Origin of the sequence: Gottfriedia endophytica, assembly GCF_017814275.1 — a bacterium.
GTDB lineage: Bacteria > Bacillota > Bacilli > Bacillales > Bacillaceae_G > Gottfriedia > Gottfriedia endophytica.
On the sequence record NZ_JAGIYQ010000004.1, the window covers coordinates 325815 to 350196 of the forward strand.

Below are 24382 nucleotides of genomic sequence, written 5' to 3' on the forward strand. Positions count from 1 at the left end.
TGTTTGGAAATACTAAGGTTTAAGGGGATTTTATTGTAGAGAAAATAAAGCAAAATACCTTTTGAAATTTGAATTTATACGAAATTTGACTAACAAAATCGGTATTTTCCTCATATTGTTTTCTTGAAATTTACTTATTATAATTTAATTATCATAACATTGTCGAGGTAAAAAAATGAGTAAATTCAAAGATATCCAATACCATTTAGATGAAGGAACTAATGTTGTATCTGTTGAAATTAAAAGTTTTCGAGCAGTAGGAGAAAAATTAATCCTTGAAGAAAGAGTATATTTAGAGCCTGGAAAAGAATATATTCTAAGAATGAATGACGGAAAATCCAAAAAACTAGAGGATCGAAAAGTCGTTTTACAGGATTTTGTATTAGATCAACTCGGAAATCCAATGGATGCAGTTGTCATGTATCAAAAAAATAGTACAACAACAAAAGTGGAGATTACTGAATTAGCTATGGCAGTTTGATTGTGTATGGTGCCTGTTGTATAGTGCCTGTCACCATTTGAATTGTGAATATAATGTGGAAAAAATTGGGGACAAAAAGTTCTCAATTTTTTTATGGATTTGAATAAATGTAAGGTCAATAAAATTCTGTTTTAGATTAGGTAACTTGGTATGATTACGTAGGTAGCATAGAAGTCAATGCCCTCCAATAATGGAGGGGATCTATGTGCCAGTTTTTGAAAAACTTAATTTGATCATTCAATTAGTACATACTCTAATTGAAATCATTTTAATGGTATTTTCTATTCTTACCACAATTAAAAACAAAGAATAGCTAATTACAGCAAAGAAACAATTTGCTAGGAGAGGAGAATACGGTTGGCATATAGTCAAAGGAGCATCAACTTCATTGCTACTAGGGAGTATGCAGCCATTTTGCATACTTCCTTTACCAAAAGTATTAACAATTAAGCCTATAAGTATTCAGAAAATAAAGTTCAAATCGCTTTTGTTGTCCATTCATAAAGAGTCTAAAAAGGAGATAGTATTTTGTTGACTAAATACCCACTAGGGTATACTATAAGTTCATAAGGTAATCTTTTTTATATTAAATAGAGGTTAGCATTCCGTTTTTGTTAATACTAACTATATGAAATAATATCTGTTCTATTATATAAAAAATAGTTTTAAGAAAAACCAAGTAGGAGGGAAATCCTTGGATTACAATAATCAAGTTAAAAATAGAATCAAGCGAATTGAGGGACAGCTTAGAGGAATTTTGAAAATGATGGAAGAAGATAAAGACTGTAAGGAAGTCATTACACAATTATCCGCAGCTAGAACTGCAATTGATCGGACAATTGGTGTAATTGTTAGTTCTAATCTTGTAGAATGTGTAAGACATGCAGATGCAAACGGTCAAAATGCTGAGGAATTAGTAAAAGAAGCCGTAAATTTACTTGTGAAAAGTAGATAAAGAAGGGGTGATCCCCTCTTTTATTTTCAAAATTCTTATACCCTAATGGGTAATTAGTTTAATATTAAGTAATAGAGTCTATTATTTTTTTAATTGGTAAAATACCCAACAAGGTATAAATAGGGAAAATCGGAGGAGATTAAAATGGCAGAAACGAAAAAAACCAATATTATCCTATTCAGTGGTGAGTATGACAAAGCAATGGCAGCTTATATTATTGCAAACGGTGCGGCAGCATTTGACCATGAAGTAACAATTTTCCACACATTTTGGGGATTAAATGCATTACGAAAAGATGAACAAGTAGCTGTTAAAAAAGGATTTTTAGAAAAAATGTTTGGGAAAATGATGCCAAGAGGCGCAGATAAAATGGGACTTTCAAAAATGAATTTTGCTGGTTTTGGTCCGAAAATGATTAAGGAAGTAATAAAAAAACATAATGCTCTACCTCTGCCTCAATTAATTGAAATGGCGCAGGAACAAGATGTCAAACTTGTCGCTTGTACTATGACTATGGATTTACTTGGTCTTCAAAAAGAGGAACTATTAGAAAACATTGAATATGCAGGTGTAGCAGCCTATATAGGAGATGCAGAAGAAGGAAAAGTTAATTTGTTTATTTAATATCTGAAAAGAGGTAATGAAATGAACTATATCAATATCATCCTAATTGTACTAATCGCATACTTCTTATTGCGAATGTTATTACCTTCAAAAGGTGTTAAACAAATTTCAACAGCAGAATTAAAGAATCAGTTAAACGATGAAAATAAGCAATACATCGATGTTCGAACACCCGGTGAGTTTAGTGGTAATCACATTAAAGGATTTAAAAATATTCCACTTCATCAGCTAAAGGGGAAAGCAAATACTCTTTCGAAAGACAAAGAAGTCGTTGTGATTTGTCATAGTGGAATGAGAAGTAACAAAGCAAGTAAAGTGCTAAAGAAATTAGGGTTCACGCAAGTAACGAATGTAAAAGGCGGAATGAGTGCCTGGTCATAATTAATAGAAAAGGAGAGGAAGTACGGTGAAAGAAATAACAGCAGTAGATTTAGAGAAGTTATTAGATGAAGGAAAGACAGTTAATCTGATTGATGTTCGTGAAACAGATGAAGTTGCAACTGGTAAAATACCAGGAGCTATCAACATTCCACTTGGTTTAATTGAGTTTCGTCTACAGGATTTAGATAAATCAAAAGAATATGTTTTAGTTTGTCGTTCAGGTGGTAGAAGTGGTCGTGCGACAGAATTCCTTGAAAGTCGTGGGTTTCATGTTATGAATGTGACAGGTGGAATGCTTTCTTGGAATGGAGACATTGAATAATATTTTTTTAGATTGCTAGATACCTATAGTGGTATTTAGTAAAACTTCCATCAGTGGGGATAAATCGGGAGGTATAGAAAATGGAAACAATTAAATCACATGTTCAATTAGATGCTAAAGGATTAGCATGTCCAATGCCGATTGTAAAAACTAAAAAAGTAATGAATGGAATAGAAGCAGGTCAAGTATTAGAAGTACAAGCAACGGATATAGGTTCAAAAGCTGATCTAAAAGCTTGGGCTGAAAGTACAGGTCATCAGTATTTAGGCTATGTGGAAGAAGAAGGTGTATTAAAGCATTACTTAAGAAAATCTTCTAGCGATCAAACCATTGAGTTAAACTATTCAAACGTTATTTCAAATGAGGAATTAGAGAACAAACTTCATTCAAATGAAAAGGTTGTTGTACTTGATGTAAGGGAAGAAGCAGAGTATGCATTCCATCATATTACGAATGCAATCTCTATTCCTTTAGGTGAGTTAGAAGAGCGTCTTTCTGAATTGAACAAGGAAGACGAAATTTATGTGGTATGCCGATCAGGGAACAGAAGTGATTTAGCTGCGCAAAAAATGGTGGCGAATGGTTTTAATAAAGTCGTAAACGTTGTGCCTGGCATGGGTCAGTGGTCTGGTGAAACAACAGGTTTTAAAGGATAAATTTTTAAGTGAATGAAGAAGGTGGGGGGATAAAAAAATGACGGTTAATCCAATGTTAGCGAAAGAAGTTACAAAAAAAGTATTCAACAAAGAAGAATTATTTATCTTAGATGTGCGCAATGAAACTGATTTTGCAGATTGGAAAATTGAAGGAGAAAATTTTCAACATTTAAATGTTCCCTATTTTGAATTACTTGATGGTGTTGAAGAAATTTTAGATAGGATTCCAACTAATAAAGAAGTTTTAGTCGTTTGTGCGAAGGAAGGCTCATCGATTATGATCGCAGATATGCTTTCTGAAGCGGGTCTAATTGTTTCTTATTTAAAGGGTGGAATGAAAGCATGGAGTGAGCATTTAGAGCCTGTAAAAGTAGGAGATTTAAAAGACGGTGGAGAATTATATCAATTTGTGCGTATTGGTAAAGGTTGCTTGTCTTATATGGTTGTATCAAATGGAGAAGCGGCAATTATTGATGCAACACGAATGACGGATATTTTTCTTGAGTTTGCAGAAGGTATTGGAGCAAAGATTACGCATGTTTTTGATACTCATCTTCATGCAGACCATATTTCAGGTGGAAGAAAAATTGCCGGAAAAACAGGGGCAACGTACTGGTTACCTCCGAAAGATGCAACAGAAGTTACATTTTCCTACGAGCCATTAGATGGTGGCAATGAAATAGTGATTGGTAATACAAAGATTACAATTGACGCAATCTACTCTCCAGGTCATACAATTGGATCAACTTCTTTTGTTGTAGACGAAAAGTTCTTACTTTCTGGAGATATTTTATTCATTGATTCAATTGGTAGACCAGATTTAGCGGGGTTAGTAGAAAATTGGGTTGGCGATTTAAGAGAAACGCTTTATAAACGCTATCGAGAATTATCTGATGAGTTAATCGTCTTACCAGCTCACTTTATGATTATTGAAGAATTAAATGAAGATGGTTCAGTTTCTGAAAAGCTAGGTACATTATTTGCAAATAATCATGGTTTGAATATTGAGAATGAAATTGAGTTCAAAAAGATGGTTACAGAAAACTTACCACCTCAACCAAATTCTTACCAAGAAATTCGTGAAACAAATATGGGGAAAATCACGCCAAACGAGAAAGAACAACGTGAAATGGAAATTGGTCCAAACCGTTGTGCCGTTCGATAAAGTGAAACTTCCGTCAGTGGGGGGGGTCATCCTCCACTGACGGTTAGCCCGACCAATCGGGCTTTTACGGGCAGTTATCCACCACATAACTTCTTGGCTACTTTCTCAATCTCGTGGTTGGGGGTCTTACTGCCCGCGAATAGCGGGATAATTTTACTAATAGGAGGTTTTTAATATGGAATCAACAAAAGTATTAGACGCAAAGGGATTAGCATGTCCAATGCCAATTGTAAAAACAAAGAAAGCATTAGCTGAGCTTGAAGCTGGTCAAGTGTTAGAAATTCATACAACAGATCAAGGTGCAAAAAATGACTTAACTGCTTGGGCAAAATCTGGCGGACATGAGTTAGTGAAACATGAGGAAGAAAATGACGTTTTAAAGTTTTGGATTAAGAAAGGTTAATAATATTTGTATAGGGAAAAGCACAGTAGAGTGCTTTTCTCTATTTAGGAGGTCTTAAAATGGAATGGACCTTTATCATTGTTCTATTTCTAATTGGATTTATAGGCTCTTTCATTTCAGGTATGGTCGGTATAGGAGGAGCGATTATTAACTTTCCGCTTCTACTTTATGTACCACCTCTCTTAGGCTTCGCTGCTTTTACTAGTCACCAGGTTTCTGGTATTAGTGCTTTACAAGTGTTTTTTGCCACACTTAGCGGAGTAATGACGTATCGAAAGAGCGGGTTTTTGAATAAAACTGTCATACTGTTTATGGGAACAAGTGTATTAATTGGTAGTTTTATTGGTGGATTTGGATCCGATTTACTTTCAGAACAGGGGATTAATCTAGTATATGGTATACTCGCACTCATTGCAGTAGTATTGATGTTTATCCCTAAGAAAGAAGTAGATTTTAATCTAGGAGAACAACTGAACATCAATAAATGGCTTGCTGTTAGTTTAGCATTTGTTGTGGGTATAAGCGCAGGTGTAGTTGGAGCAGGAGGAGCATTTCTATTAGTTCCTATTATGTTAACAATCTTAAAAATACCAACACGTGTAACTATTGCATCTTCCCTTGCTATTACATTTATGTCATCAATAGGTGTAACAATCGGGAAGGTTACAACGGGACAAGTTATTTTATTACCTACAATTATAGTAGTAATTGCTAGTCTAATAGCTTCTCCTTTAGGTGCTAAAATAGGAAAGAAATTGAATGTAAAGGTGTTGCAAAAAATTCTAGCTATTTTGATAAGTATCACTGCCTTGAAAATATGGATTACGATTATTCATTCATGGATTCAATAAATATATGAGATGGGCCACTTTCATTGTGGTCTTTTCTTTAGGCTCTTTTTAAAATTGTTGTTTTTTAGGTTTTGATATTCAAAAGAGAGAAGTTGATTGGAATAGAAGGGTGCCCAGGCTCCTGTGGGAGATGTGTGAAGGCTGAGAGACCCCACAGGAGCGTATGCGACGAGGAGGCTCAGCTCACGCCCCTAGGAAAGCGAGCACCCTGGAGTGGAAATCAACTTACACATACTATAATAGCAACAATGTATACGAAAACAGCCTTTCTTTATTTCGATGAATCGATAAAAAAGCGATACAAGTAAAATGTATCGCTGATTTCTTCCTTAGGCTTATTAATTTGTTAAATAGCGTTCAGAATTAGAACCTTTCATTCTTCTAATAAGTATTACTAGTAGACTACCAGTTATAATCACAATAGAGATTACTTGTGCAATTCGTAAGTGACTTGTTAGCATCAAGCTATCAGTTCTCATACCTTCTATAAAGAATCGTCCAATTGAGTACCAAATAAGATATGTTAAAAATATTTCTCCTCGATAAAGATTGACCTTACGCAATGAAATGAGCACGATCACACCAATAAAACTCCAAATGGATTCATACAAAAACGTTGGATGATAATAAACACCATGAATATCCATCTGATTGATGATAAATGATGGGATATGCAGATTCTCAAGAAATGCTCTTGAAACAGGGCCACCATGAGCCTCTTGATTCATGAAGTTTCCCCATCTTCCAATGGCTTGTCCTAATAGTATGCTTGGTGCAGTAATATCTGCTAATTTCCAAAACGATATATTTCGTTTTCGTGTAAAAACAATTGCTGTAATTGTACCACCAATTAAACCACCATGAATTGCAAGTCCACCATTCCAAATTGCAGGAATTTCGCTTAAATGATTTTTATAATAACTCCACTCAAATAATACATAGTAAGTTCTAGCTGAAAGAATAGCAATTGGTAATGCGTACATGACTAAGTCCACAAGTGTTTCGGAAGGTATTCCTCTTTTTTCACATTCACGTGAAGCCATATATAGGCCTAAAATAGCACCTACTCCAATAATAATGCCGTACCAATGCACACTAATTGGTCCTAGATGAAATGCAATTGGATTTAATGGGAACTGATTCGAGTGCATAGTGAGATCCTCCAAATTTTAATTCGAGAAATTATGTCATTATTATATCATTTAAGGATTGTGGATAGGTAAATTCTTGTTGAAGTATTTGTTTTTTAGAACATAATTAATACCTTCAATTTCAAATCTAGTATAGTCTCCCAAAATATCAAATTTCTATTTTTGAGAGTAATAGTAAAGTAAATAGGCTTGATTATATTATTTTTAAAGTTAAAAATCGGAAATTTAGTCAATTTAATTATTTTTGGGATTTTGCTAGATATCAAGTGGAGCTGATATGATTATTTCGGTAGCGTAGAAGCTGATGCCTTCCATAATATTGAAGGTAATCTATGTGCCAGTATTCGAAAAGATTAATTTGATCTGTCAATTAGTACATACTATAATTGACCTCATTTTAATCATTTTTTCTATTTTAAACTTTATGAAAAACAATAATTAGTCCCACTAGACAGAAAAAAGTGTTTCAATAGGGTAAGGAGAATACGGTTGGCATATAATCAAAAGTGCATCAACTTCAATGCTACTAGGGAGTATGCTGCCAGTTTGCATACTTCCTTTATATCAAGTATAGTCAATTGAAATTGAATGTATTCATTATGGAACTTTATAAATAGTTTATGAAAAACATAGATATGCTGTTTTTTTTAGAATCTTAAAGGTATATTAATGGTTTTAGTAGAAGATTAAATATAAACTATTTAAAAGACGCCAATCTTTTTATGTCTAAAATGTATAATAAAGGGCGATAAATAAGATTGAGATAAATCACATCAATTAGGAGTGAATGAAAATGCCAAAAGTAACTGTAGTAGGTCATGGAACATTTGAAGTTGAAAAGGGAACAAAGCTAACATTAGCATTAGAAGATAATGGTGTACATATTCTTCATCGTTGCGGAGGAAATGCAAAATGTACAACTTGTCGTGTCGAAGTGCTTGAAGGAGATTTTCATGAGTTAACAAGTGTTGAACAGCAAGCATTTTCAGCAAAGCAGATAGAGGATGACAATTTACGTTTGTCTTGTCAAGTTCGTGTCAATGACGATGTAACAGTAAAACCAGTTATGACAGTTGAAAGCTCTGGCTTAGAGGCAGGCCCTAGACCGGTAGAATAAAGAGTGAAACTTCCTAGCGAAGTTTCACTTTTTTTGTTCTGAAATAGTATAGAAATATACCCAACATTAACGAGCAATAGGACTCCACTAATAGAGTTTTGACTCTATTTATTTTATAGGAAAAGTAATATTCTCAGTTTTTCCATCTGTATTTTTTTTAAATAGTAGATTGATGTTTTTTCCGTTTAAGGTAAAGGTACCAGTTCCATTTTTTGAAGGATCATCTGTATAAGCATATGTGAAAGTTATTTTGTTTTTTTCGACATTTTTAATCGTTCCATTAAAGAAAATTTCTTGTCCATTACCTGTTGGCTGATACCCTAGCCAAATTTTTCTGTTTAGATTATGTAAACCAATTATATAGTATTCAGGTTGCTCAGAGTGTAGCTCATAATCATCCGTATTTAGAATCTCATTGACTATGAATGGTTCTGTTTTCCGAAGAGGATTGATTTGTTTTTCTGGTGCTTTTATGAATTTAATATTTGGTGTAGAACTAATATAATTGTTATATGCTGATTCATATCCGTATTCTCTTAAAGAATAAGCTCCGTATTCTTGTCCTTTTTTTGCAGTGCCTGCCTTGACTAAATCACCATTTTCATTTTGTTTGTTTATGGGTGTATCTTTTAAAATGACAACTTTTCCTATCATTCTACTATTTAATGAAACTTTACCCCATTTTCCACTTTTTGGTTCCGTTGTTGTTTCGGCAGTATGGTGAAATGATTTATAAAGTAAAATGGCACCTATACTTAATACGGCTACTACAACAATGCTGATTAGTAAACTAAATTTCTTCACTAAGTTAATCCTCCTTTACTAAATAAAAAAAGACACACCTAAACAAAGTTTGTCTAGATGTGTCTCTTGATGTAGATAAATTATACTATACATCAAATTATGTTAAATGAGTAAAATTACCTTTTTATATTCCGTATAGAGTATGAATAAAAATAGGTAATCGAAACTTACTCTTAAGATTAAACATTCTTAGTTGGTGCTACATACTTTTTCCTTTTAAAACTTATGTGGTTAGTATTTTGAAAAAATAAATAGCTGGAATATAAATAAAATGGATAAAAAATACAATTGAATATTTTTTCATAAAAATAAATAAATATACTTGATTACAGATTGCTTTCTAGTAAGTAAAATTCCTAATTGATAGGGTGAATACCGAAATAATTTATAGAATTATCTTAATATTTAAATACATTAAAAGAGTGTAAGTTTTTTATTAAAAATTATTTTCAAAATGACAATTCCTTTAACTCTCTCTGTTTTATCCGAAGTAATGTATGAAGTATTCATCTCAGGGGAGCTGAAAAGGAGATTAGGGAATGAAGAAGCTAAAAATTCGCACGAAATTATTATTGTTTTTGATATTTATTTTAGTTGTTCCAAGCATTATGATTGGTCTGATTTCTTATAATAGTGCTAAAAACAAGCTACAACAAAATATTATTAAAAGTGCAACTGAGAACGTAACATTATTAAATAGATCTGTACAAGACACAATTTCTAGCCACTATGAACTAATAGACTTTCTATCTCACAAGATTAATAAAAGTATGTTTGAAGAGAAAAATACGTCGATATTGACGGAGAATTTTAAGGACTTAGTAACGACACATAATGAGGTTAGTTCGGCTTATACTGGTACAGAGGATGGAAAAATGTTTCAATATCCTTATGAAAGTATGCCGGCTGGCTATGACCCAAGAACGAGAGATTGGTACAAAAAAGCAAAGGAACATCAGGGTGAGATGATTATTACGAGCCCATATGAAGATGCATCAACAAAGTCACTAATCGTAACGATCGCTAAAGAATTACCAGATGGTAGCGGCGTTGTAGCATTAGATATTCAATTGAATGAATTAAGAAAAGTAGTATTAGATGTAAAAATTGGTGAGCATGGCTTTCCAATGATCTTAGATGATCATCAAAAAGTAGTTATTCATCCAACTCTTAAACAAGGATCAACATTACCTAATAACGTCATTAATCCTATTTTTAATAGTGAAAAAGGTCAATTTTCTTATACACTCAATGGCACTCCGAAAGAAATGGTATTTGAAACGAATAAAATAACCGGATGGAAGATATCTGGAATCATTCAAGATGATGAGTTCAAGCAACAAGCTAACCCAATCTTAATGACGACCGTATATGTAGTAATAGCATTTATCTTAGTTGGTGCGGTGATTACATTCTTTATTTTAAGGATGATCATAAATCCAATTAATCAATTAATAACAGTTACAGAACAAGTAAGTAATGGGGATTTAACTGTTCGAGTTCCAATTAATTCAAATGATGAGTTTGGAATATTAGGTAAAGCATTTAATCAAATGATTAATTCGCTCCTTCAATTGATTAATAAGATAAATTTTACTTCACACAGGCTAACAGAATCGTCTGAAAATCTAGCTCTAACAATTGAACAAGTAAAAGATATTACGAAAGAAATGAATAACTCGATGGAAGTCATGTCCCGTGGAGCAGAAGTTCAAATGACAAGTACGAAAGAGTCTGCAGTAGCAACTGAAGAAATCGCAACAGGTGTACAGTATGTTGCTGAAAAACTCTCAGTAGCCAGTGAATCTTCAACAGATGCAACCAAAAATGTTGAAGAGGGAAGTGTACATATACAAAAAGGAATTTCTGAGATGGAAAGCATTCACCATTCAGTTGAGCATAGTTCAAGCTTAGTCCAAGAGTTAGGAAAAAAATCTGAAGAAATTAATACGATTATTAATGTGATTAACTCAATTTCTGAACAAACAAATTTACTTGCATTGAATGCTTCTATAGAAGCTGCACGAGCTGGAGAGCATGGTAAAGGGTTTGCAGTTGTAGCACAAGAAATTCGTAAGTTAGCTGAAGGATCTAAGACTTCTACAGTTAAAATTTCAGAAATCTTGTCGAGCGTTCAAGCTGAAACCAATTTAATCATTGAGGCGATGGAGCAAGAGAAAACCAAAACAATCAATGGTTTACATGCAATAAAACAAACAGGTGAGAAGTTTACTCAAGTATCGGAGTCAATTTCTAAGGTGAATCAACAAATTCAAGAAGTATCAGCAACATCAGAACAAATTTCAGCCGCAACAGAAGAAGTAACAGCTTCTTTTACTGAAATATCACAAATTGCAACCGAATCGTTCCAATCAACTGAAGCAGCTGCAAATGAATCGAAAGAACAACTTAAAATGGCTGAAGAGATTAATAGTAGTGTAAATGAATTAGCAAAATTAGCAATTGAACTAAAAAAAGAAATTGAGTCATTTAAGACTGAAGAGGAGTAAAGTAAAACGTTAAACTAAAATAACAAGTCATCTATTATATGGATGGCTTGTTATTTTTTTGTCCACTTTATTCCAAAAATATTAAATATCTAGTAGAATCATAGTATTACTTTTAATGAAATTTAATACTAACTATATATATTCGCATAGAAAGGAGTTTGTATCTTTGGATGAGTGAACAAACGATCGTTTTTGAAAAACCAAATATAAGTAAAAGTAGAAGCCATATTAAAGAAAATAAAAAGAAAGTATTTCAGTGGGTACCTAAACGTCCGAATCGAATAAGTTTATTGATAGGAATAGGAATTGTCTGTTTAATTGGGATCCATTTGCTAATGCGTTCAATGTATTCACCAGAACATACAGTAAAGGTGTTACAACGGGCAGTTGAAGAGCATCAAATTAATAAAGTGACTGATATTCTTGAAAAAGGTGGCACTTCTGCTTCGTTAGATGATCAATCTGTAAAGTTGTTTACACAATATTTGAAGGATACTGATTTGGTGAATCACCTAACTGATTTAGTAACGAATTATAAAAATGGTAAAGGTGTATTAAAAGATCACAATGGAAACAAGATTTTAACATTGCAAAAAGGTGGAAAATTTTTAGGGCTTTATCAAAAGTATTCTATTTCCGCAGAGCCGTTTGACTTAGTGCTTAATTCACCAATCGATGGCGTAGGTATTGAGTTAAATGGAAAACGGACGAATTCAACTATAAAGGATGGAGAAATTACTTTTCATAGATTATTACCAGGTGAGTACCAAGTAAAAGCATTTTTCCAAAATGACTACAGTACCTTAAAAGAGAAAGACGAATTAAATTTCGCTACTGCAACGAATAATAAACTAGTAAAAGATCTAGAATTTAATGCAGATTATGTAGAAATCTATTCAAATGAGCCTGAAGCCGTGCTATTAATCGATGGAAAAAATACAGGAAAGAAAATTGTAACTGGTGAGAAATACGGGCCGTTTACTTTAGATGGAAAAACAATGGTATCTGCACAGGTTGAACGGGATGGTCAAACAATTAGAACAAAAGAAGTACCAGTAACTGGAAAATATGTTGATTTGTTATTTGAACCTGCGGAACCTAAAAAGGCACCAGAACAAGAAAATAATGGTTTTTTCTCTAGTATAAAAAATTTCTTTTCAAAATATCTTCCAGGTTCAAGCTCATCGGATAATAATTTAGAGGAAAAGCAGTTAATTAATGGTCTTTTTGATCATAATAGTCAACCTTTTCTCCAGTCGACGGATTATCAACAAATGATTAACAAACAAGGCTCTACTCAGAAACTACTACAGTTCTCAGTGATTGATTCCAAACAAGATGATGCGGGGATGGAAATTAAGACACAAGAACAATATGAGATTACAGATAAATATGGAAATACAAACCAGAAGAAGTTTGAAATTCTATATCGCTTTGTAAGAGAAGACAATCAGTTGAAACTGACAAACATTGAAGAAGTTAAAGATGTAACGAATAATGAATGAAAGTGATTAATTAAGACATCTATTTAAGACTAAAGCTTTCTAGCTCCAACGTCACCCTTGGACGTTGGAGCTAAGAAAGTTAACTTCCTGTCTTTAAGACAAATACCCTTTTTCCACTAGAATATTTTTTGACTCTTCATCTGCAGGTACATAGCCACTTAAAAGTTCCTTTTTAATATAAATCCCATTGTAAAAGAACGCAAAAATGATGTTTGTGAGACTACAAAAAATGATTTGTAATACAAATTGTATGAGTGCCCATTTCCAATCCCCACGAAGTAATGCAGGAAAAAATCCGAAAAAAAGCGTTGTCCAACTAAAACCAAATTTTATATTTTTTAATACTCCTGTTTTAGGTTCTTTTAATTTTACATGCATTAGTTTTACTCCAACGTGTTTTCAATTAGTATGGAAAATAGGAAGAATTATATGCGAATAAATGGAATTACTTTTTCTAAATTATTACTTTTATCTCATTTTCATCTCAAATTAATGTTGTTTAACTTCAAGTCTTTATTTAAAGTTATTTTCCGTTATAATGAAGAGGAATAGACATAGTAAGGAGATGTAATAGAAGTAACTAATGATGACATTAATTAAACGAATTATTATATTCTTATTTGTATTCATTGCTCTCGTTTTATTCGGGTTGTACCGATATTATATAAATGATGTATTACGTTATGAACCTCTAATTCATGAAGACCTCAAAGCAGTTGGGCTAGAAGAATATACCCCGTTATTATTAGGATTGGTGATGCAGGAAACAAAGGGAAAAGGTAGTGACCCTATGCAAGCATCTGAATCACTAGGACTAGCCAAAGAAGCAATTAAAGATCCCGAAAAAAGTGTTCAACAAGGTGTAAGGCATTTTTCAGATGTGTATGCTTATGGGCAAAAACAACATGTTGATTTAGCCACTATTGTTCAGAGTTATAATATGGGAATATCATATATTGATTATGTAAAAAATCATGGTGGTCATCATACACAAGAACTTGCAAAAAGTTTTTCATTAGCAAAGGTTAAAGCAAATCCAAATCTATACACTTGTAAGAATAATCCTAATAATTTCCGATATCCTTATTGTTACGGGGATTTTACTTATAGTGAGAAAGTATTGAAAAAAGCGAAATATTTTGAGCTATATGAGAAAATAAAAGATCGATTAAAACAAAATTAACTCTAGGAAAGTAATAATTTCCTAGAGTTTTTTTATGGTTAGGACTTTTGTCGAATTTTATATGTTTCAGGAAGATTACATCTTCAGAAAACAAAACAATTTTCTATTTTATCCGATATAATATTTATAATGAGAGATTAATAGAATAAAGGACTTTTGTCGAATGAAATTATTTTCATCAGGTCATTCAGCATAAGTTTTCATAAAAAATTTTACTATACATAAGGAAGGGGAGTAATTGATGGAAAAGTTTTCATGGAAACGTATGGGGAAAAACGTTCTTGCTAGCGTAACAGCATTGACGGTTGCCTGTTCCCTTGTGCCAAATGTTCGGGCAGCAAGTATAAACGGAATCAGCCAAACAGCTTCAGGAAAATGGACTGCCACTTATTATAAAGGAGCTAGTTCTAGTGGTAAACCGCTCGTTTCTACATTCATTTCGCAAACAGGAACAAGTCTAACTCAAAATTTAGGCTTAAAAAGTCCTGTTCCTAACAAAGTACCAGTAAATAATTTCTCAGCTAAATTCAATAAAAATATGAATTTATCACCAGGACTATATTCAGTTCGAGTTAAAGCGAATGATGTGATGAAGGTACTGATTGATGGGAAAGTAGTTCTTAACCAAACAAAAAACGTAGGTAACAAAGAAAATAGCGTTTCTGTTGCTCTTACAAACAAAAATGGAAGTACTTCTCACGCGGTTGAGCTTCGCTATGCAAATCAAAAAAGTCTTAATAATTTTTCCTTTTCTATTGATCCTATTTTTTCTAGTTTTTCAAAGGATTTACCAAACGTAGCATATAACTGGGGACTTAATCGACCAACAGAAGCAAAATCAGTTAATTTTCAAGCAACCTATAATCAATCACAAACTGTGCCATCTGGTGATTATGTGTTAGAAACATATGCCGATGGGCCGATAATTGTTAAAAATGGTTCTCAATATTTAGTCAATCAAATTAAAGATGTACCAAATCATTGGGCATCAATACCACTTGTAAGTAAATCAGGAAAACAAAGTATTATTACTACATATGTCCATACAAATGGAAATGCCGCCGTGTTCAGTCATCTAGTCCCATTCTCTTCTTATTTAGGATATTACTATAATAATCCTAATCTATCAGGTGCTCCAATTGCAGCTAAGATCATATCACCAACTGGTAAAACAATGGATTTACAAACAACTTATGGAAGTGGATCTCCTTTGAAAAATATCAAGGCAGATGGTACTTCAGCAAAATATTTAGTTACAAAACGCTTAAAAGCTGGAAGCTATACGCTTAATGTTACTTCAGATAGTGGCGTACGTGTTTATGTTGATGGTAAGCAAGTACTTAATCAGTGGACAAAACGCACTAATCGTACTGATGCTGCCACGTTTACAGTTTCTAACGGAACAGCTTCTAGTTTAAAAGATGTTCATAGAATTGAATTACAAACAGTGGATATCAATGCTGTAAAAAATATTAAATTTACTATTGTTCCTAAGTCTGTAGATCCATCTCCTAAACCGGATCCAAACCCTGGAACAGATCCAACGAAACCGCCGGTAGATCCAACAAAACCACCGGTAGACCCAACAAAACCGCCGGTAGACCCGACAAAACCACCGGTAGATCCAACAAAACCACCGGTAGATCCAACAAAACCGCCGGTAAACCCACCTAAGCCACCAGTTACATTACCTTATACTGTGGCAAAAGTAGGCACTGATAAGAAAGTCTCTGCTATTAAAACATATCAGACATATGATGAAGCAGTTCAACAAGCGAAGTCACAAAATGCAAATGCAGTTATGAAGAACAATAAATATATTTGGGTTAAAAGTGGATTTGGATATACAAACGATAGTTCAGCTGCTACACAAAATATCTATCAAACTAATAAAATATCAAGTAAAGAAATATTAACTTACTTTTCAAAGGGTACAGAAGTTAAAATACTTGATACTCAGCAAGATGTTGTCAAAGTACAGCACTTAAATTTAATTGGATATATGAGAAAGTCAGATCTTGACTTATATCCAACAGAGATTGCTCCTAAATCGTATTATTCGTTAGATAGTAGGGGTAATTTATATCATAATTACTATATAAATGGAAAGTTGTATAAATATTTATATCGAAAAGCGCCAGCGGGTGTTTCAGCGAATAAAGATGGTACTGTCAATACAGAAGATGGTATTCATTTTGGCACAACTGAAAGTTACTCATATTTTGATTATCTATCATTGCACACTGTTTCAAATGTCACTGACGTTGATATCGATAATTTTTTGAGGGCTACGACAGAAACTACTACTAAAGGAATTTCTCCTCTTTATGGTTTAGGCTGGAAATTTAAAGAGGCGGAAGCAACTTATGGCGTAAATGCATTGGCTATTATCGCTCATACAATCTTAGAATCAGATTATGGCAGAAGTAAATACTCACTAGATCGTTTTAACTTATTTGGAATTGGTGCAGTAGATAGTAATCCAGATTTAGCAAAGCCTTTTAATTCATTTGAAGATTGTATTGATTATTATGCACAGTCTATGATAAATCAAAAATATTTAAAACCTAATTATTTTGGTTTTTACATAGGTTCCTATTTTGGAGATAAAAGTGGTGGATTTAACGTAAAATATGCATCTGATCCATATTGGGGACGTAAAATTGCCAGTTTGATGTCTCAAATTGATGCATTTTCTGGGTCGAAAGATTATCAGAAACGCTATCAAATTGGAATGGTGAAAACTGATACATTAAATGTTCGATCTAAACCAGTTGCAGATTCATCAGTAGCACCGATTTTATACACAATGACAAAAGGTAAAGCATTTACCATTTTAAAAACTGTTACTAACGATAACGGTGATAAATGGTACCAAATCGCAAATGATAAACGTAATGCAGATGGTACAGATGCAGGACCAGCCTATGTTAGTGCTTCTGAAGCTTACAGCAGAATTCTAAATACGAATTAATAATGTGAAAAAACCTGATAGTTTTGTCTATCAGGTTTTTTTGTACATCAGTCTAATAAAATAGGAAACGAAAAAAAGCAGGTGCGAAAGGGGCACCTGCTAGTTTAATAATTATTTTTTAATATCAAGTTCATATGGATCATAGTCAGATTGACCATTTACATCTTCTACCTTAATAAAATAAGTTCCTTTTTTTAGGTAAATACTACCTACTTCGTCATCATTGGCCGTGTAACGATCGAAGGCTTGAATGAGTTTTCCTTTTGCATCATAGAATGTGACTTTACCGTTCATCCCAGGTGTAGGCATCGTCAATGAGAAATTGATGGTGCGATTTATTTCGTTTGTAAGTGTAAAGAAATCTTTGTCACCGCCAGCAACCCCTGCATTTAAGTATCCAGTACCTACAAGTGTTGTTTTATTGACATTCTTTAAAGGTAATCGGATGGATGGAATGCCATTTTTATACGTTGCTTTTGCATCTTCATCTACTCGGTTCATTGAGTAGATACGGAATGCGTAGGAATGAATATTTGGGATTTCTTTATAACCATTTGATATTTCAAAGAAATAGCCACGTTTTGGTTTTGCTACAAAAGATCCTTTTGTAAAGTCCCCGTAATTACCATAATAAGTTGCTTTTTCTTCTTCTTCAGGATCTAGTTTTTTATTTCCATTAGTATCTTCATAGACTGTTATATTGATAAGTGTATCATCTGTTAACATCTTTGGAATTTTTCCCGTTTCATCGCTATCTAGTCCGAAAGTGATAAATTCAAATCCTTTTAGGACATCAGTTTTACCAGTATTTTTATAATAATAGTAATCGACATCATCTGAAGTGGAGAAATTTCCAGAAACTTCTTTGTAGTCTCCAAGATTTGTTGCACTTTCGAATGAATTATTTGGTTCAAGAGCATCCTTTTGAACAGGAGCAATTGTTTTTGCTGATAAAGTATACGGTGAATCAGTTACTCCATTAAATGATGCTATTCGAATATAGTATGTTTTATTCTTTTCAAGTGTTGCAATGACATCTTGATTTGTTTCCCCATAAGTTCCATCTGGGAAGTACTTATAAGAAGAAGTTATATACTCAAACATCTGGTCATCTTTGTTATATTGGTAAATTTGGGCATTTAATAGCTGATCTTTAGCACCGTTTAAAGTAAATTGAGAAAGCTCATCTTGAGTTGGTGTATATGTGTACCAATCAACATCATTATCACTTTGAATATATGCTGTTTTTTTAGAGTGATAAGGTAACTGAATTGCTTTGTTTAGTATATCCTTAACTGCATCGGAGTCCATTCCAACTGTGTTTTCATCAATTGGTGTTGCATCATACAATGGATCAAGTTTACCACTTGTTACATCCATTTTAGTAGCTGTATTTGTTAAACCGTCCTCATCAGGAGGTAATGAAAGCTCACTAATTTGGAATGAAATTGGATCTAATGTTGCTGGGATAGCTGATGAATTATCATCAGGCTGATTATCGTATTTTGGTAAAGTAAATACTGTGCTTGGTGTACTAGAAACTTCAAAAACATAATCAGTATCTTTTTTAACCGGCACTGCGCCTTTTTCACTTTCACTAGTTCCATTTCGATCGATTGAATAGAGTGGAAGAGGCTGTCTTGTATTTGGCGAGCTGGTAAATTTATCCCACTGTTCCTTTGTATATACATTAATGGATGTATTTAAACCAGGTATTGCATTAAGGGATAATAAAAGAGACTCATCTTGTGTTGCCTTGTATGCAAAGTATCTTGCTCCTCTTGAATCTTTGTTAAATAAATCAATTGTTTTTCCTTGAGTTGAGAATGGCAATTCAGAAACTGCCATAGGATTTTGTTGTGTTGCGTCTGTAGGATCTTGCTCTACAGATTTTTTAACTTTTAAAGTATATGTATCTGACGAACTGTAACGAGTATTTTTATCCATTACTTCTAGAACGATGGTTCCGTCTTTTAAAGCTCTGTAAACTGTACCCTCATCTTGTCCAGCTAATACATCGTCGATAACAACTGGTTTTTTAACTTCTTTATTTGTTTGATCATAAAAATGAATGACTAATTTTTGATCATAATCTTTTGCCTTCGAAAGTGAAAGGCCTACGTCATCACCAGCATTTACAGGTAATTTAAAACGGTCAATTTGATGCTCCTTTTTAATGCTACCATTAACGGATGATATTCCTTGATCTGACAAAGATAATGGTGTTGCAGATGAAAGAATTGTATTACTAGATGCCTTGTTGTATTTTTGAAGCTTTGAAATATCATATTTTAGTGCTTTTACAGGATTTATTAATCCATAACCATACTTTATGTCATATCCCTTTGGTCCAAGGTCTGTTGCAGTATCTTCAAGTATTTGCTCAACATCATAGGATGTTAAATTTGGATATTTTGTTTTTAATAGAGATGCTACACCACTAACGATTGGTGCCGCCATTGATGTACCACTTAAATAGTAGTATGTGCTCCCGATTGTAGGATGATATATAGTGCTGTAAATGTTTTCTCCGGGTGCAACTACATCGACTCCAGGTCCATATGTTGAAAAAGATGCAAGTTTCTTTTGAGCATTTGTTGCTCCAACAGATATTACACCATCATAAGATGCCGGGTAGCTATATTCATTTGTTCCGCTATTTCCCGCTGCAGCTACAACAACAACCCCTTTACTAATTGCATACTGTATCGTGTCATCAAGTAGCTGACTATACAACGTGCCACCTAAACTCATATTAATCACTTTTGCCCCATGATCTACTGCATATAGTATACCTTGAGCAATCGTATAATCAGATGTATAGTCGTTTCCATCAAAAACATTAACAGACATAATTTTTGCATTCGGATTTATCCCATATGCACCAATTCCATTGTCTTTATCAGCCGCAATAATACCAGCAACATGCGTACCATGGAAATCTCTTGATCCTTTATTAGCAGGGTTTACTACATCGTAGGTTGATAGAATTCGACCAGCTAAATCAGGGTGCTGTGTATCAACTCCTTGGTCAATAACGGCAACAGTAATATTTTGTTTTTGCACAAGTTTTTGAGCACTTGCAATTTGTAATTGTGAAAGGTAATATGCTTCATTCTCTTTCGGATTAGGATCTGAAATGGCAAACGGTTTATATAAAATACTTGGAGATACAGAAGTTACAGCGTTTGATTGATCATAAACATTTAATGCTCCTTGGAGTTTTTTCCCGGGCTGTAGCTTTACAATATCATAATGAAGTGATGGGAAGGATTTTACGATCGACATCCCAGCATGTTTGTGGAGGGAACTAGAAAATTCACCATTATATTTTACAACGTATGTATTTTCATTAATCTCTTGTCGTTCATTTGAGAACGATAATGGCATTGGTTTCTTCAAAATTGATGCTATTTTTCCGCTAAATGGTGACACTTTTTTGTTTGGAATTGTCTGCTTGTTGGTCGTTGCTCCTGCCAAAGAAGAAGAAAGAAGGCTAGTTGCAAGACTGAAAGCAGCTGTGAATATAAGTAATTTTTTCAAGCATACCCCTCGTTTCTAATAAAAGTAGATTAGTAGGTTAATCATACTAGAAAATGATTCTTTAAAAAAGAGTTAATAGGCGATTTTTTCAGAATATTTTTTGCTATTCTATGCATATAGGAAAAAAATTTAAATTTCTTTCCTGTATTAATTCTAAAGCGCTTTCATACTCATAAGAATAGTATTACAACTAGTTAGTAGCTAGTACTAAGGAGGGATGGGAGGTTCTACTAGCACCTTGATTTTAGTATGGGGGAAATGTAACTGGTTGTTTTCAAATATAAAATATTGTGAGGACGAACTATGAATATATTACTATGCTGTGCTGCAGGAATGTCTACAAGTCTATTGGTCTCTAAAATGGAGCAGGCTGCTTCATCACAAGGTATTGAAGCAAAAATTTGGGCAGTTTCTGGTGATGATGTGAAAAATCATATTGATAACGCAAATGTATTATTGATCGGCCCACAAGTTCGTTATCTACTTCCACAAATGAAAAAGCTTTGTTTAGAAAAGGGGATCCCTTGTGATGTTATTCAGTCAGTACACTATGGAATGTGTAACGGTGCAGAAGTGTTAAAACATGCAAAATCACTACTTGAATAAGGAGGGGTTAGTATGGATTGGATGAATACTTTTCTTGAAAAGTATGTGATGCCTGTTGCAGGTAAGATTGCAGGGCAGAGGCATTTACAAGCAGTAAGGGATGGAATTATTTTAGCAATGCCTCTTTTAATTATCGGCTCGTTGTTTCTAATAATAGCTAATATTCCATTTGAAGGCTATCCTGGATGGATGGCGGATCATTTTGGTGCTTCATGGCAAGCAAAGCTAAATTATCCAGTACATGCGACATTTGATATTATGTCACTGATTGTCACATTTGGTATTGCTTATCGATTGGCAGAGAAGTATAAAGTGGATCCTGTTTCAGCGGGGGCAGTTGCAGTTTCTGCGTTTTTATTGGTTACTCCTTTTGAAATGTCAATTTTAGCAAAAGATAAACTTGCAATTCCACTTGATCTAATGGGTAGTAAAGGATTGTTTGTTGCTATTATTATTTCTCTTTTATCAACTGAGATTTTCAGATGGGTTATTCAAAGAAAAATTGTTATTAAGCTACCAGACGGAGTGCCACCTGCAGTTTCGAAATCATTCGTAGCGTTAATTCCTGGTGCACTAGTTATCTTGGTAATGTGGATCATCCGTTTAATTTTTGAAAACACAGACTTTGGTTCTGTGCATAATATTGTGAGTAAACTTCTTTATACACCGTTAACACATGTGGGTGCAAGTTTAGCAGGAGCAATTGTAGCGGTAATTTTGATTCAGCTTTTATGGTCTTGTGGTATACATGGAGCAGCCATCGTTGGTGGTGTAATGGGACCTATTTGGTTATCGTTAATGGATCAAAATCGTTTAGCTAATGAAGCACATCATGCTTTACCGAATGTCGTTACTCAACAATTTTTTGATTTATGGATTTATGCAGGTGGATCAGGTGCAACACTTGCACTTGTGGTCGCAATGATTTTTAGGGCAAAAAGTAAACAATTGAAAAGCTTAGGAAAATTAGCGCTTGGCCCAGGAATATTCAATATTAATGAACCTGTCACATTTGGTATGCCAATAGTCTTAAACCCTCTATTAATTATTCCATTTATAATTGCACCTGTTGTCTTAGTAATAACTACGTACCTTTCAATGAAATGGGGATGGGTTGCCCGTCCAAGTGGAGTTGCGGTACCATGGACAACACCGCTCCTCTTTAGTGGTTATTTAGCAACTGGTGGTAAAATCTCTGCTGTTATTTTACAACTCGTTAATTTTGCCATTTCCTTCATTATCTATTATCCATTCTTAAAAGCATGGGACAAACAAAAATTAGCTGAAGAAAACGCGGTTAAATCGTAAGCCCTTACAATAATTTGTGGATAAGTGGAATTAATTATCCACAAATATGTGTATAACTTCAAAATTATCAACAAAAAACTGATTTAATAAGATTAATAGATTTGAATTATTCACAATTATTGTGTATAACCTATGGATAAGTCATTTTTACAAAATTGAATGAAATGAGAATAAGCTATCCTAGAAAAATTGTGGGATGGCTTGTTTTTTTATTTGGGGAGGGTGCACAATGGTGTCGGAAAATGAATGATTGAAATGTTGAAAAATCCTGGGGGGTATGATCGAGTGAGATTGTGGGTAACTGGTCATGAGGATTTTGATTGATGTATTTTGGGGGGCTGGCGAAATACGTAATACTATAACTGATAATAAGAAGTTTGACTGATATATCCGAGAGATTGACCGATAAAACGTGGAAAGTGACTGATAAAAGGGAGGGAGTGACTGATATATTGGTTAGGACGACTGATAAAATGGTCGTTCTGACTGATATTTCCAGAGCTGGCCGGAAAAAAAGTGGAAATGGTTGAATGATTATAGAAAATGGTTGAAAAAAACTAATTTTGGTTGAATTATCGTCAAAAATGGTTGAATAAATCTGATTCTGGTTGAATTATTATTAAAAACGGTTGAATAAATGAGACTCTGGCCGAATTATTACCAGAATCGGCCGAATAAAGGAAATTATGGCCGAATAAAGGAGATTATGGCCGAATAATGGTGAACGCTGGCCGGAAAAATAGTGGGAATGGCCGAATTATTGTCAAAAACCACCGAATAAATGAGTCTGACTATATCTGAATAATAGTCTACGCTGGCTGGAAAAATTATTAAAGCGGCCATATAAATTGATACATAACTAATGAGTAAAGACCGACGCTTTAATAAAATCGCCGGTCTTTCTTTTGTAGAGAAACTCTTTCGCATCCTAAATGAATACTAAAAAATTTGGATTAATAATAAATGAATAAAGGACTAAGTATTAATTAGCTTTAATATTGAGGTACCCTACCCATACCTGGAAGCGATCCCATAGTAGGAGGCATACCCATGCCTGGAGCAGAGCCCATAGTAGGAGGCATACCCATGCCTGGAGCAGAGCCCATAGTAGGAGGCATACCCATGCCTGGAGCAGAGCCCATAGTAGGAGGCATGCCCATGCCTGGAGCAGAGCCCATAGTAGGAGGCATACCCATGCCCGGAGCAGAGCCCATAGTAGGAGGCATACCCATGCCCGGAGCAGAGCCCATAGTAGGGGGCATACCCATGCCTGGAGCAGAGCCCATAGTAGGAGGCATACCCATGCCCGGAGCAGAGCCCATAGTAGGAGGCATACCCATGCCTGGAGCAGAGCCCATAGTAGGGGGCATACCCATGCCCGGAGCAGAGCCCATAGTAGGGGGCATGCCCATGCCCGGAGCAGAGCCCATCATAGTAGGAGGCATGCCCATGCCTGGAGCAGAGCCCATCATAGTAGGAGGCATGCCCATGCCTGGAGCTGTACCCATGGTAGGAGGCATACCCATGCCTGGAGCTGTACCCATGGTAGGAGGCATACCCATGCCTGGAGCTGTACCCATGGTAGGAGGCATACCTATATATGGGACTGTGCCTACACTCGGAAGCACATGAACACTCCCTGAGCAACCACAACCTGGATATCTAAAATAATAATCTATATAATCTATATAATCTATATAATCGTACATATCATCATTCCTTCCTATAGGTTACAGTCTAGATTATGTTTTATGATGATAAGAAGTATAGATATATACCCATTTCTAATGAAAAAACATAGAACTCTTTGGGGATTAGCCTCAGGTTGCGAGCGGAATTTAGG

At 34.3% G+C, this 24382-nt stretch carries 21 protein-coding genes; 16 read left to right on the forward strand and 5 right to left on the reverse strand.

Annotated features, from left to right (window positions below):
• Positions 1 to 175: 175 nt before the first annotated feature.
• The 9 genes from J5Y03_RS08180 (at position 176) to J5Y03_RS08220 (ending at position 5838) form a co-directional block, all read left to right on the forward strand.
• Positions 176 to 481, forward strand: coding sequence for a hypothetical protein (locus tag J5Y03_RS08180; RefSeq protein ID WP_209404428.1), 306 nt, complete (start codon positions 176 to 178; stop codon positions 479 to 481).
• Between the two features lie 694 nt (positions 482 to 1175).
• Complete coding sequence (locus tag J5Y03_RS08185; RefSeq protein WP_209404430.1) at positions 1176 to 1436, forward strand: metal-sensitive transcriptional regulator; 261 nt, start codon at positions 1176 to 1178, stop codon at positions 1434 to 1436.
• A 144-nt stretch (positions 1437 to 1580) separates the two neighbouring features.
• Entirely contained in the window at positions 1581 to 2060 is a 480-nt protein-coding gene (locus J5Y03_RS08190; protein ID WP_209404432.1) for a DsrE/DsrF/DrsH-like family protein, read from the forward strand.
• Positions 2061 to 2081: 21 nt separating this feature from the next.
• Positions 2082 to 2441 (forward strand): rhodanese-like domain-containing protein, encoded by a 360-nt coding sequence (locus J5Y03_RS08195; RefSeq protein ID WP_209404434.1) that lies wholly within the window; start codon positions 2082 to 2084, stop codon positions 2439 to 2441.
• A 25-nt stretch (positions 2442 to 2466) separates the two neighbouring features.
• On the forward strand, positions 2467 to 2763 hold the full coding sequence (locus J5Y03_RS08200) for a rhodanese-like domain-containing protein (RefSeq protein ID WP_209404436.1): 297 nt from the start codon (positions 2467 to 2469) through the stop codon (positions 2761 to 2763).
• Between the two features lie 80 nt (positions 2764 to 2843).
• Positions 2844 to 3419: a sulfurtransferase TusA family protein gene (locus J5Y03_RS08205; protein WP_209404438.1), complete on the forward strand. Its 576-nt coding sequence runs from the start codon at positions 2844 to 2846 to the stop codon at positions 3417 to 3419.
• 37 nt (positions 3420 to 3456) lie between these two features.
• Positions 3457 to 4584, forward strand: coding sequence for an MBL fold metallo-hydrolase (locus J5Y03_RS08210; protein WP_209404440.1), 1128 nt, complete (start codon positions 3457 to 3459; stop codon positions 4582 to 4584).
• Positions 4585 to 4759: 175 nt separating this feature from the next.
• Positions 4760 to 4987, forward strand: coding sequence for a sulfurtransferase TusA family protein (locus J5Y03_RS08215; RefSeq protein WP_209404442.1), 228 nt, complete (start codon positions 4760 to 4762; stop codon positions 4985 to 4987).
• A gap of 59 nt (positions 4988 to 5046) precedes the next feature.
• A complete protein-coding gene (locus J5Y03_RS08220; RefSeq protein ID WP_209404444.1) occupies positions 5047 to 5838 on the forward strand; it encodes a sulfite exporter TauE/SafE family protein in 792 nt (263 codons plus the stop codon).
• Positions 5839 to 6176: 338 nt separating this feature from the next.
• Here the strand turns inward: J5Y03_RS08220 and lgt are convergent, their stop codons facing one another.
• Positions 6177 to 6989, reverse strand: coding sequence for a prolipoprotein diacylglyceryl transferase (lgt, locus tag J5Y03_RS08225; protein ID WP_209404446.1), 813 nt, complete (start codon positions 6987 to 6989; stop codon positions 6177 to 6179).
• A 793-nt stretch (positions 6990 to 7782) separates the two neighbouring features.
• Between lgt and J5Y03_RS08230 the strand changes: the two genes are divergently transcribed.
• A complete protein-coding gene (locus tag J5Y03_RS08230) occupies positions 7783 to 8106 on the forward strand; it encodes a 2Fe-2S iron-sulfur cluster-binding protein (protein WP_209404448.1) in 324 nt (107 codons plus the stop codon).
• 108 nt (positions 8107 to 8214) lie between these two features.
• Here the strand turns inward: J5Y03_RS08230 and J5Y03_RS08235 are convergent, their stop codons facing one another.
• Complete coding sequence (locus J5Y03_RS08235; RefSeq protein ID WP_209404450.1) at positions 8215 to 8910, reverse strand: hypothetical protein; 696 nt, start codon at positions 8908 to 8910, stop codon at positions 8215 to 8217.
• Between the two features lie 539 nt (positions 8911 to 9449).
• On the opposite strand from J5Y03_RS08235, the gene J5Y03_RS08240 reads away from it, so the two are divergent.
• Together J5Y03_RS08240 and J5Y03_RS08245 are read left to right on the forward strand one after the other, a co-directional pair.
• Positions 9450 to 11420, forward strand: a complete 1971-nt coding sequence (locus J5Y03_RS08240) for a methyl-accepting chemotaxis protein (protein WP_209404452.1) — start codon at positions 9450 to 9452, stop codon at positions 11418 to 11420.
• Positions 11421 to 11590: 170 nt separating this feature from the next.
• Positions 11591 to 12925 (forward strand): TcaA 3rd/4th domain-containing protein, encoded by a 1335-nt coding sequence (locus tag J5Y03_RS08245; RefSeq protein ID WP_209404454.1) that lies wholly within the window; start codon positions 11591 to 11593, stop codon positions 12923 to 12925.
• A 93-nt stretch (positions 12926 to 13018) separates the two neighbouring features.
• Here the strand turns inward: J5Y03_RS08245 and J5Y03_RS08250 are convergent, their stop codons facing one another.
• Positions 13019 to 13303, reverse strand: coding sequence for a hypothetical protein (locus tag J5Y03_RS08250; RefSeq protein WP_209404456.1), 285 nt, complete (start codon positions 13301 to 13303; stop codon positions 13019 to 13021).
• A 208-nt stretch (positions 13304 to 13511) separates the two neighbouring features.
• Between J5Y03_RS08250 and J5Y03_RS08255 the strand changes: the two genes are divergently transcribed.
• Complete coding sequence (locus tag J5Y03_RS08255; RefSeq protein WP_245208812.1) at positions 13512 to 14108, forward strand: lysozyme family protein; 597 nt, start codon at positions 13512 to 13514, stop codon at positions 14106 to 14108.
• Between the two features lie 241 nt (positions 14109 to 14349).
• Positions 14350 to 17082, forward strand: a complete 2733-nt coding sequence (locus J5Y03_RS08260; RefSeq protein ID WP_209404460.1) for a glucosaminidase domain-containing protein — start codon at positions 14350 to 14352, stop codon at positions 17080 to 17082.
• Positions 17083 to 17193: 111 nt separating this feature from the next.
• Here the strand turns inward: J5Y03_RS08260 and J5Y03_RS08265 are convergent, their stop codons facing one another.
• Positions 17194 to 20625: a S8 family peptidase gene (locus J5Y03_RS08265; protein ID WP_209404462.1), complete on the reverse strand. Its 3432-nt coding sequence runs from the start codon at positions 20623 to 20625 to the stop codon at positions 17194 to 17196.
• A 303-nt stretch (positions 20626 to 20928) separates the two neighbouring features.
• On the opposite strand from J5Y03_RS08265, the gene J5Y03_RS08270 reads away from it, so the two are divergent.
• Positions 20929 to 21231, forward strand: a complete 303-nt coding sequence (locus tag J5Y03_RS08270; protein WP_209404464.1) for a PTS sugar transporter subunit IIB — start codon at positions 20929 to 20931, stop codon at positions 21229 to 21231.
• A 21-nt stretch (positions 21232 to 21252) separates the two neighbouring features.
• Positions 21253 to 22539 carry a PTS cellobiose transporter subunit IIC gene (gene celB, locus J5Y03_RS08275; protein WP_209404537.1) on the forward strand — a complete coding sequence of 429 codons (1287 nt, stop codon included), beginning with the start codon at positions 21253 to 21255 and terminating at the stop codon, positions 22537 to 22539.
• Positions 22540 to 23531: 992 nt separating this feature from the next.
• Here the strand turns inward: celB and J5Y03_RS08280 are convergent.
• Positions 23532 to 24248: a polyadenylate binding domain-containing protein gene (locus tag J5Y03_RS08280; RefSeq protein ID WP_209404466.1), complete on the reverse strand. Its 717-nt coding sequence runs from the start codon at positions 24246 to 24248 to the stop codon at positions 23532 to 23534.
• Positions 24249 to 24382 lie beyond the last annotated feature (134 nt).